Origin of the sequence: Stenotrophomonas maltophilia group sp. Smal32 (genome assembly GCF_030237085.1) — a bacterium.
GTDB lineage: Bacteria > Pseudomonadota > Gammaproteobacteria > Xanthomonadales > Xanthomonadaceae > Stenotrophomonas > Stenotrophomonas maltophilia_Q.
In genome coordinates this window covers 1-9930 of the sequence record NZ_JASJSI010000139.1, presented here as the reverse complement: position 1 = coordinate 9930, position 9930 = coordinate 1, and the positions used below count along the sequence as shown (strand labels likewise).

Sequence of the window (9930 nt, the reverse complement as noted above, 5' to 3'; positions counted from 1 at the left end):
CCCCCCCCCCCCCCCCCCCCCCCCCCCCCCCCCCCCCCCCCCCCCCCCCCCCCCCCCCCCCCCCCCCCCCCCCCCCAATTTTTACAACAAAAAAACCAAAAACAAAATTGTTTTCGTTATGGTGGGGTGGTTTTTTTTAATAATAAATAGTTAAGAGCCCCAACTGGGGTAACCGACCCCGGGGGGGTTATGGTGGTGGGGGCCGCGGTTTGGGCGGCACCCACCCTTCAGCCCCGCAGTTCCGCCAGCTGTGCCTGCAGCTCGGCCACGGCCGCTTCCAGTTGGGCCACTCGCTCGGCCAGGCCGGGGTCGGCTGCGTCGTTGCCACCGCCGCTGCTGGCGTACCTGGCCGCCAGCGCCGCGCCATCCACTTCACCGCACAGCAGGTGCATGTAGCGGTCCTCGCGCTGGCCGCTGGCACGCGGCAGCACCATCAGCAGCGCGCGCTGCTGCAGGCGCTCGATGGCGTGGCGGGCTTCGTCGGTGTCGGCGAAGCGGTGCAGGCGCTCGCTGCGCGAGACCAGCTCGCCCAGCGTCTGCGGACCGCGCAGCAGCAGCATCGCCAGCAGCACGGTCTGCTGCCGGGTCAGGTCCAGCGCGCCCTGCAGCCGGTGTTCGTAACGGTCGGCGCGCGAAGAAAAGTGCTGGCGGGCCAGGCCCAGGGTTTCCAGCTGGCGCAGGGCGTGCTGCACGCTGCCGGCGTCAACGTTCATCACCGGCTCGCGGGCGGTCTTCTGGTTGGCGGCCGACTGGGCCGCATTGATCGTCAGCGGGTAGGTGTCCGGTGTGGTTGCCTCCTTCTCCACCAGGCAGCCCAGCAGGCGGGCCTGCACGGCATCGAGCAGGGGGACGTCGGGGGTCTGGACGGAATCGGTCATGGCGGCCTCCGGAGGGGCAACGGGTCAACCACCAAGCATAGCCGTCCCAGGGCCGCCTTTGCCGGTAAAATGCGCCGGTATATCTGATTGCCGGTGAATCCATGCGTCGTCCCGTTTCCCTGTCTGTGACCCTGCTCGCCACCGCGGTGCTGGGCCTGTCCGCCTGCAAGCGCGTGGAGGCGCCTGCCGCTGAAGCCGCTGCCCCGCAGGCTCCGGCCGCTGCCGCCAAGGCCGATGGCGCACCCGATGCGATCGCCAACGACAATCTCAACGCCGTGCTGTGGATGCAGCGCGCGCAGGAGTACAAGGCGATCACCGAGCAGACCTACCGCGCCGCCGCCGACCACCTGGATGTGGCGCTGAAGGAAGCCCACTGGGATGCGCTGGTACCGGAGGAGCGCGGCAACGAGGCCAAGGGCCTGAAGCCGGCAGTGGTGCTGGACGTGGACGAGACCGTGCTGGACAACTCGCCCTACCAGGCGCGCCTGGTGCGCGATGGCAAGGAATACGATGAACTGAGCTGGGACCAGTGGGTGGCCGAAAAGAAGGCCAAGGCCATTCCCGGCGTGGTCGATTTCGCCAAGGCCGCCAATGCCAAGGGCGTGACCCTGCTGTACATCTCCAACCGCGCCGTGCACCTGAAGGATGCCACCCTGGCCAACCTGCGCGAGCAGGGCCTGCCGGTGGCCGATGACAGCGTGTTCCTGGGCCTGGGCACCGTCGTTGAAGGCTGCGAGCAGGCCGGCAGCGAGAAGAACTGCCGCCGTCGCCTGGCCGGGCAGAAGTACCGCGTGCTGATGCAGTTCGGCGACCAGCTGGGCGACTTCGTGGAAGTGACCGCCAACACCAATGAAGGCCGTGATGCGCTGCTGCAGCAGTACCACGACTGGTTCGGCGAACGCTGGTGGATGCTGCCGAACCCGACCTACGGCGGCTTCGAGCCGGCCCAGTTCAACAACGACTACAGCCAGTCGCGCCAGGCCCGTCATGACGCCAAGCGCGCCGCGCTGGACTACGCACCGTGAGCCGCGCACCGCTGCCGCTGCGCGATGACGAGCGCCTGATCTTCGCGCTGGACGTGCCCGACCGTGTGCAGGCGCTGGAGTGGGTGGACCGTCTCGGCGACAGCGTGGCGTTCTACAAGATCGGCATGGAACTGCTGGCCTCCGGCGAGTACTTCCAGGTGCTCGATGAGCTGGCCCGCCGCGACAAGCGCGTGTTCGTCGACCTGAAGTTCTTCGACATCCCGGCCACCGCTGCGGCGGTGATCAAGCGCCTGTCGCAGTGGCCGGTCAGCTACGCCACCATCCATGGCTGGCACCCGGCCATGATGGAGGCCTGCGCGGCCACCAACAGCGGCGACATGCGCCTGCTGGCGGTGACCGTGCTGACCTCGATGGGCCGCCAGGACCTGGCGCAGATGGGCATCGACCGCGAACCGGTCGACGTGGTGGTCGAGCGCGCGCTGGCCGCCCAGGCCGCCGGCATCGATGGCGTGATCGCCTCGGGCCAGGAAGCGGGGCCGATCCGTGCCGCCACGGGCGCAGGCTTCTCGATCGTCTGCCCGGGCATCCGTCCGGGTGGCCCGGTCGGCGACGACCAGAAGCGCACCGTTGGCGTGGCCCAGGCCTTCGCCGATGGCGCTGACGCCATTGTGGTGGGCCGCCCGATCCGCCTGGCGACCGACCCGCAGGCCGCAGCACGGGCGATCCAGCAGGAAATCGCGTCGGCGCTGGCTGCGCGCTGAGATCCCGCGGCCAGGGTTGCGGGCTCGAACGCCATCCTGCCCCGCGCAGGATGGCGTTTCTGCATCTGCCAAGCAGTGGTTGTGCCCGAATCGCCGCAAAACCTGCCGTAGATTTCATGGGACCGTGATGGCGGGAATCACATTCCAATTAAATCAATGGTTTATTCCAAGTTACGTAAAGTGTTGCCTTAAGTTGAAGCGCAGCGTAGGATCGCCGCCATCCGGTCCTCGGGCCGGACATGTGCCACAACACTGTCCACCGGCCTTGTTGCCGGCTTGAAGAGCCTGTGATCCCCGTGATCCCGGCTCTTTTTTTATGCGCGGGGCCCGGTCCGGGGTCAGATCCCTTCTGCCAAGGGCAGAAGGGATCTGACCCCAAGTTGCCCCCCGGCTTGCCGCTGTCACGTCGCAGGCCGCAAGATGCGGACCGGTCCGGGGAGTCCGAGTGCATGAGCGTAGCGGTGCGAGGAAGGTCTGCGCGTGGGTGGGGGCTGGCAGCCATGCTGCTGCTGGCGGTGGCTGCGTGCCGTGATTCAGCCGACGATCCGGCCAAGCCGGCAGCCGAGCCGGTCGCGGCGGTGCAGGCGATGGCGCTGCGCCTGGCCGAGGACGATCTGGTCGGCTACGCAAAGCTGTCGGTGCCGCCGAGCCAGTACCCGCGCCTGCAACAGGCCTGGACCGAAGGCCACAGCCAATGGCCGCTGACCGAACTGCCGCTGGGCGACCAGCTGCTGCCGATGCTGGCCGCACTGCGCAAACCCAATGCCAGCGCCGAACTGCAGCGCAGCTTCGATCGCCAGCTGGCCGGACAGGCCGGCGCCGTTCGCCAGGCCGCACAGTCGATGGGCAACTTCGGCGTGCAGTATCTGCGCCATCAGAAGGGCTACACACCGGGCCAGCAGGCGCATTACATCGCCCTCGTCGAAACCCTCGCCAGCTGGGCGCAGGGCGCACCCATCAGCGACCGTGCGCGTGCCCGCAGCACCATCGCCGCGCTGGTCGGCGCCGCCAACAAGGTCGGCTTCGGCGACGAGGCCGGCCTGCAGGCCGCGGGCATGGAAGGCAGCCTGGAGCAGCTGGCGCCGTTCATCCACACCCTCAAGGCGGTGCTCGGCAGTTACGGGCTGGGCGTGGACGACGCGTTGCGCAGCGTGCGCGGCGAACTGCTGTCGGTGGAAGGCGACAACGCGCTGGTACGCCTGCGCTACGTCCTCGCTGGTCGCGAGATGAGCCTGCAGTTGCCGCTGAGCCGGCGCGAAGGCCACTGGTACCTGACCCGAACCCTGGCCGACACCGACGCCCTGCTGCGCAAGGCCGATGCGGCCCGCGCCGCCGCCGCACCCGAACCGGTTGAAGCCCCCGCCGAGGGTGGGGAAGCGGCAACGCCACCGCCTAAGCCATAATGGCGCCGATGTCGAAACAGAACCCGCTGCCGTTCCCCGGCGAAGAATCCCAGTCGACGCCCGCCGATACGGTGCCGGCGTCCCCCTCGACCGGTACCGGCCCAAACCCGGTACCGCCGCCCGCGCATGCGCGTCCGGCCGGCCGCCGCCCGCTGTGGGCTCGCCTGCTGGGCCGCCTGGTCGAGCCGTGGCTGTCGCTGAAGATCGAGCCGGAAGACCCGGGCCAGTACAACGATGGCCGCCCGGTCATGTATGTGCTGGAAGACTACGGCCTGTCCAACGCGCTGATCCTGGACAAGGCCTGCCGCCAAGCTGGCCTGCCGTCGCCGCTGGTGCCGCTGGCCGGCGACCCCACCGGGCGCAAGCGTGCTTACCTGGCACTGTCGCGTCGCAGCTCCAGCAATTCGCTGATCCCCGAGCAGCGTGGTGCCAAGACCCATTCGGACTCGCTGGCCAAGGTCCTGCAGGCGCACCGCGTGCGCGAGGATCTGGATGTGCACCTGGTGCCGGTGTCGATCTTCGTCGGCCGCGCGCCGGACAAGCAGAGCGGCTGGTTCGCGGTGCTGTTCTCGGAAAACTGGGCGCTGGTCGGCCGCTTCCGCCGCCTGCTGGCGGTGCTGCTGAATGGCCGCAGCACCATCGTCCGCTTCGCACCGCCGATCTCGCTGCGCAACACCGTCGACGAAGGCCTGGAGCCGGAGCGCACGGTGCGCAAGCTGCAGCGCGTGCTGCGTACCCATTTCCGCCGCATCCGTGAATCGGTGATCGGCCCGGATCTGTCGACCCGGCGCCTGCTGGTGGACCAGGTACTGGCCGCCGAACCGGTACGCGAGGCGATCGCCGCGCAGGCCAAGCGCGACAATTCCAAGCCGGCCGATGCCTGGAAGAAGGCGCACACCTACGCCTGGGAAATCGCCGCGGACTACTCCAGCCCGGTGGTGCGGTCGGCCAGCTTCATGCTCAGCCACGTGTGGAACCGCATCTATGCGGGCGTGCTGGTGCACCATCTGGACAAGTTCAAGGCTGCCGCACCGGGCCACGAAGTGGTCTACGTGCCCAGCCACCGCAGCCACATGGACTATCTGTTGCTGTCCTACCTGCTGTACGACCGTGGCATCGTGCCGCCGCACATCGTGGCCGGCATCAACCTGAACCTGCCGGTGGTCGGCACCCTGCTGCGCAAGGGCGGTGCGTTCTTCATCCGCCGCTCGATCCGCGGCAACGCGCTGTACTCGGCCGTGCTCAGCGAGTACGTCGCGCAGCTGGTGGCCGGTGGCTACTCGCTGGAGTACTTCGTCGAAGGTGGCCGTTCGCGCACCGGCCGCCTGCTGCAGCCCAAGGGCGGCATGATCTCGATGACGCTGCGCGCGTTCCTGCGCCAGCCGCGCAAGCCGGTGCTGTTCCAGCCCATCTACATCGGCTACGAGAAGCTGATGGAGGGCGGCAGCTACCTGGACGAACTGTCCGGACGACCGAAGGAAAAGGAATCGATCTGGTCGCTGCTGTGGGGCATCCCCAAGGTGCTCAAGCAGAACTACGGCCAGGTGGTGGTGAACTTCGGCGAGCCGATCGCGCTGAACGACGTGCTGGCCGAGAAGGCCCCGGAGTGGAAGGGCGAGGCGGTCTCCGAGGACGAGAAGCCGGCGTGGCTGTCGACCACGGTGGATACGCTGGCCGAACGCATCCAGGTGCGCATCAATGGCGCCGCCGACGTCAACCCGATCAACCTGCTGGCGCTGGCGCTGCTGTCCACGCCGAAGCACGCGATGGGCGAGGCCGACCTGATCGCGCAGATCGAGCTGTGCAAGACCCTGCTGGTCGAGATGCCGTACTCGGATCGGGTGACGGTGACTCCGCACTCGCCGGAACGGATCATCGCCCACGCCGAGGAAATCAACGTCCTCACCCGCATCAAGCATCCGCTGGGCGACGTGCTCAGCGTCAGCGGCGATACCGCGGTGCTGCTGAGCTACTTCCGCAACAACGTGCTGCATTTGTTCACCGCCTCGTCGTGGGTGGCCTGCTGCTTCCAGAACAACCGCCGCATGAGCCGCACCGGCCTGGTCCAGCTGGGCCGCACGGTGTACCCGTTCCTGCAGGCCGAGCTGTTCCTGCCGTGGAGCGAAGACGAGTTCGCGCAGCGCATCGACCAGACCATCAACGTGTTCGTGCGCGAGGGCCTGCTGCAGAACGTCAACGACGACGACGGCGGCATCCTGGCGCGCAACACCGGGCAGACCGACGAGGTGTTCCGCCTGCGTGCGATCGGCCACTCGCTGCAGCAGGCGTTCGAGCGCTACTACATCGCCATCTCGGTGCTGGTGAAGAATGGCCCGGGCGTGCTGGGCGCGGCCGAGCTGGAAAGCCTGTGCCAGCAGGCGGCGCAGCGCTTGAGCCTGCTCTATGCACCGGCCGCGCCGGAGTTCTTCGACCGCACCCTGTTCCGTGGCTTCATCCAGAAGCTGCGCGAACTGCGCCTGGTGTGGCCGGACGAGAACAGCAAGCTGCTGTTCGACGAGCGCCTCGATGCCTGGGCCAAGGACGCCAAGTTCATCCTCGGCCGCGAACTGCGCCACACCATCGAACGGGTCAGCCCGGAAGCGGCCCGCCTGGACGAGCCCGCGCCACAGGATTGAAGGTAGCGCCGGGCCATGCGGTGGGTGCGGACCGTGGTCCGCACACCTCCCGTCTGTGCCAACCAGGGTTGGCACCCCCCAGGACCGGCGCTACGCCGGTTCGTCGGGAATCTGCAGGCTTTCCAGCTTGGCGATGCAGTCCTTCAACTGCAGCTTGCGCCGCTTCAGGCGCTTGGATTCCAGTTCGTCCTCGCCATTGGCGGCCATGCGGGTGATCTGTTCATCCAGCAGGCGATGCTCGGCGCGCAGGGCGGCGAGGCGTTCGACGATCTCGGCGGGGCTGTAGGTGTCCACGACCTCCGAGCATACACAGCGATGATGACTGCCGGGAGAGGGGAATCCCGACCCCCGGCCGGGGCGGCTCCGAGCCGTTAGAATGGAACCCATGAGTGCCGTGATTTCCCTTCCCGATCCCCTGCCGCGTTCCCAGCCGCGCGCCGCCCGCGATCCGCGGCTGGCCGAGCGCGAACAGCACAAGCTGGCCAAGCGCCTGCGCCGCCAGGTCGGCGAGGCGATCGCCGACTTCGGCATGATCGAGGCCGGTGACAAGGTGATGGTCTGCCTGTCCGGCGGCAAGGACAGTTACACCCTGCTGGACGTGCTGCTGCAGCTGCAGAAGAAGGCGCCGGTGCCGTTCGAGCTGGTGGCGGTGAACCTGGACCAGAAGCAGCCGGACTTCCCCGAGCATGTGCTGCCGGAGTACCTGGCCGGGCTGGGCGTGCCGTACCACATCATCGAGCAGGACACCTATTCGGTGGTCAGCCGGGTCATTCCGGAAGGCAAGACCATGTGTTCGCTGTGCTCGCGCCTGCGTCGTGGCGCGCTGTACAACTACGCCGAAACCCACGGTTTCACCAAGATCGCGCTGGGCCACCACCGCGACGACATGGTGGCCACGTTCTTCATGAACCTGTTCCACCACGCCAAGCTGTCGGGCATGCCGCCGAAGCTGCGCAGCGACGACGGCAAGCATGTGGTGATCCGGCCGCTGGCCTACGTGCGCGAGAGCGACATCGTCGACTACGCGCAGGCACGCCAGTTCCCGATCATTCCCTGCAACCTGTGCGGCAGCCAGGAGAACCTGCAGCGCCGCCAGGTCGGCCTGATGCTGAAGCAGTGGGAAAAGGACCACCCGGGCCGCATCGAGCAGATCGCGCGCGCCATGGGCGAAGTGCGGCCCTCGCAGCTGGCTGACACCACCCTGTTCGACTTCATGGCGCTGGGCCGTCGCGACGACGCGCCGCTGCCCGACGCCCATGCCTGGCTGGCCGGTTCCCCGGCCGACGCCGACGCAGATCCCGAGACGCCCGCCGTTTAAGGCCGGCCGCCCTTCCTCTTTGCCATCCGGAATTCCATGTTCTTTCGCAACCTGACGTTCTTCCGTTTCCCGACCACCACCGATTTTTCCGAAGTCGACACCCTGCTGCCGCACGCCCTGCTGAAGCCGGTGGGTGCGCTGGAAATGAACTCGCGCGGTTTCATTTCGCCGTTCGGCCGCGAGGAGAAGGAACTGCTCTCCCACCGCATCGCCGAGCACCTGTGGCTGACTGTGGGTGGCGAGGACAAGATCCTGCCGGCGGCGGTGGTCAACGACCTGCTCGAGCGCAAGCTGGAGGAGATCGAGGAGAAGGAAGGCCGCCGCCCGGGTGGCCGCGAACGCAAGCGCATGAAGGACGACCTGCTGCATGAACTGCTGCCGCGCGCCTTCGTGAAGTCTTCGCGCAACGACGCCTTCATCGACCTGCAGCACGGCTACGTGGCGGTGGACACCTCCAGCCGCAAGACCGGCGAGTACTTCATGTCCGACATCCGCGGCCTGCTCGGCAGCTTCCCGGCCATGCCGCTGAACGCCGAAGTCGCGCCGCGCTCGATCCTGACCGGCTGGATCGCCGGCGAGCCGCTGCCGACCGGGCTGAGCCTGGGCGAAGAGTGCGAGATGAAGGATCCGGTGGAAGGTGGCGCGGTGGTCAAGTGCCAGCACCAGGAGCTGCGTTGCGACGAGATCGACAAGCACCTGGACGCCGGCAAGCAGGTGACCAAGCTGGCACTGATCTTCGAGGACAACCTGTCCTTCGTGATCGGCGACGACCTGATCGTGCGCAAGCTGAAGTTCCTCGACGGTGCCCTGGACCAGCTGGAGCATGCCGACGAAGACGGCCGCCGCGCCGAGTTCGACGCCCGCTTCGCCCTGCAGAGCGCCGAGATCCGCCGCCTGTTCCTGTTGCTGGAAGAAGCCTTCAAGCTCAGCAAGGCCGACTGAACAGGCAGCCCGACGGCCGCCGGTCATCCGGCGGCCCGAAGCAGCGCTATGCTGGGCGCATGAGCCGTCTGCTGCGCCGCCTGATCAGCCCGACCCCGCCCGCCACCGTACAGCGCGACACCGTTCGCCTGCGGCTGGAGGATGCCGAGATCGAGGTGCTGCGCGTGCGTGATCCGCGTGCGCGGCGCATCAAGCTGAGCGTGGACGAACGCGGCGCGCGCCTGACGCTGCCGCCGCGGGCAAGCCTGGTGATGGGCGAACGTTTCCTGGAACAGCACCGCGACTGGCTGGCGCTGCAGCTGCGCCAGTACCAGGGCCAGGGCCTGCCGGCACCGCTGCAGCCGGGCGAGGACGGCGTGCTGCCCCTGCGCGGCGAACTGCTGCCGCTGCGCTGGCAGGAAGGCCGCTACGCGCGCCTGGAGATCGACGCGCACGGTGCCTGCGTGCAGTGGCCGACCCGTGGTGGGGACGCCACCCTGCGCCGCCTGCTGCGCGAGTTCTACGAAGCGCAGACCCGCGCCGACGTCGGCCGCTGGCTGCCGAAGTACCTGCCTACCCTGCCGCGCGCACCCAGCCGCCTGCGGCTGAAAGTGATGTCCTCGCAGTGGGGCTCGCTGGCGCCCGACGGCAGCATGGCACTGGACCTGGCCCTGGTGCTGGGCCGCTCCGACGCGTTCGAGTACGTGCTGGTGCACGAACTCTGCCACCTGATCCAGCCCAATCACTCACCCGCGTTCTGGCACGAAGTGGAGCAACGCTTCCCCGCCTGGCGCGAGCAGCGCGACTACTTCCAGCTGGAAGGGCGACGCCTCAAAGCGATGCTGCGCCAGCTTCTGTAACTGTAGAGCCGAGCCCACGCTCGGCTGCCGTTGAAAGCAGCCGACCATGGGCTCCGCGCTACAGAAGCGCGCACAGCGCGCGACCCGCTGCTGTTCTTCCTTCCTTCTTCCGTGGTGGGGCTGTGTCTTATATACATCTACGAGCCCACGAGACGGCCTCCTATCGG

The 9930-nt window shown here is 67.8% G+C and carries 9 protein-coding genes; 7 read left to right on the top strand and 2 right to left on the bottom strand.

Annotated elements, in window-relative coordinates; genetic code table 11:
• Positions 1-227 precede the first annotated feature (227 nt).
• Positions 228-878 carry a YceH family protein gene (locus QRO91_RS20510; protein ID WP_049430920.1) on the bottom strand — a complete coding sequence of 217 codons (651 nt, stop codon included), beginning with the start codon at positions 876-878 and terminating at the stop codon, positions 228-230.
• Positions 879-979: 101 nt separating this feature from the next.
• On the opposite strand from QRO91_RS20510, the gene QRO91_RS20505 reads away from it, so the two are divergent.
• The 4 genes from QRO91_RS20505 (at position 980) to plsB (ending at position 6664) form a co-directional block, all read left to right on the top strand.
• On the top strand, positions 980-1903 hold the full coding sequence (locus QRO91_RS20505; RefSeq protein ID WP_049430918.1) for a 5'-nucleotidase, lipoprotein e(P4) family: 924 nt from the start codon (positions 980-982) through the stop codon (positions 1901-1903).
• Positions 1900-2625, top strand: coding sequence for an orotidine-5'-phosphate decarboxylase (gene pyrF / locus QRO91_RS20500; protein ID WP_049430916.1), 726 nt, complete (start codon positions 1900-1902; stop codon positions 2623-2625). The genes QRO91_RS20505 and pyrF overlap by 4 nt, the downstream gene beginning before the upstream one ends.
• Positions 2626-3074: 449 nt before the next feature.
• Positions 3075-4028, top strand: coding sequence for a hypothetical protein (locus QRO91_RS20495; protein ID WP_049430914.1), 954 nt, complete (start codon positions 3075-3077; stop codon positions 4026-4028).
• Positions 4028-6664, top strand: a complete 2637-nt coding sequence (plsB, locus tag QRO91_RS20490; protein WP_049430913.1) for a glycerol-3-phosphate 1-O-acyltransferase PlsB — start codon at positions 4028-4030, stop codon at positions 6662-6664. Before QRO91_RS20495 ends, plsB begins: the two co-directional genes overlap by 1 nt.
• A gap of 90 nt (positions 6665-6754) precedes the next feature.
• Here plsB and QRO91_RS20485 read toward each other — a convergent pair whose 3' ends face one another.
• Positions 6755-6958: a YdcH family protein gene (locus tag QRO91_RS20485; RefSeq protein WP_049430910.1), complete on the bottom strand. Its 204-nt coding sequence runs from the start codon at positions 6956-6958 to the stop codon at positions 6755-6757.
• Between the two features lie 91 nt (positions 6959-7049).
• Here QRO91_RS20485 and ttcA point away from each other — a divergent pair, with 91 nt between their 5' ends.
• The 3 genes from ttcA to QRO91_RS20470 are packed head-to-tail and all read left to right on the top strand — an operon-like array spanning position 7050 to position 9763.
• Positions 7050-7982: a tRNA 2-thiocytidine(32) synthetase TtcA gene (gene ttcA / locus QRO91_RS20480; protein ID WP_180849206.1), complete on the top strand. Its 933-nt coding sequence runs from the start codon at positions 7050-7052 to the stop codon at positions 7980-7982.
• 36 nt (positions 7983-8018) lie between these two features.
• A complete protein-coding gene (locus QRO91_RS20475; protein WP_005411825.1) occupies positions 8019-8924 on the top strand; it encodes a recombination-associated protein RdgC in 906 nt (301 codons plus the stop codon).
• A 59-nt stretch (positions 8925-8983) separates the two neighbouring features.
• Positions 8984-9763 (top strand): M48 family metallopeptidase, encoded by a 780-nt coding sequence (locus QRO91_RS20470; protein WP_049430906.1) that lies wholly within the window; start codon positions 8984-8986, stop codon positions 9761-9763.
• Positions 9764-9930: the final 167 nt, after the last annotated feature.

Excerpts from the sequence above, each read along its gene's own strand:
- QRO91_RS20510 (WP_049430920.1), bottom strand. The coding sequence starts at position 878 with ATGACCGATTCCGTCCAGACCCCCGACGTCCCCCTGCTCGATGCCGTG.
- QRO91_RS20505 (WP_049430918.1), top strand. The coding sequence starts at position 980 with ATGCGTCGTCCCGTTTCCCTGTCTGTGACCCTGCTCGCCACCGCGGTG.
- QRO91_RS20495 (WP_049430914.1), top strand. The coding sequence starts at position 3,075 with ATGAGCGTAGCGGTGCGAGGAAGGTCTGCGCGTGGGTGGGGGCTGGCA.
- plsB (WP_049430913.1), top strand. The coding sequence starts at position 4,028 with ATGGCGCCGATGTCGAAACAGAACCCGCTGCCGTTCCCCGGCGAAGAA.
- ttcA (WP_180849206.1), top strand. The coding sequence starts at position 7,050 with ATGAGTGCCGTGATTTCCCTTCCCGATCCCCTGCCGCGTTCCCAGCCG.
- QRO91_RS20475 (WP_005411825.1), top strand. The coding sequence starts at position 8,019 with ATGTTCTTTCGCAACCTGACGTTCTTCCGTTTCCCGACCACCACCGAT.
- QRO91_RS20470 (WP_049430906.1), top strand. The coding sequence starts at position 8,984 with ATGAGCCGTCTGCTGCGCCGCCTGATCAGCCCGACCCCGCCCGCCACC.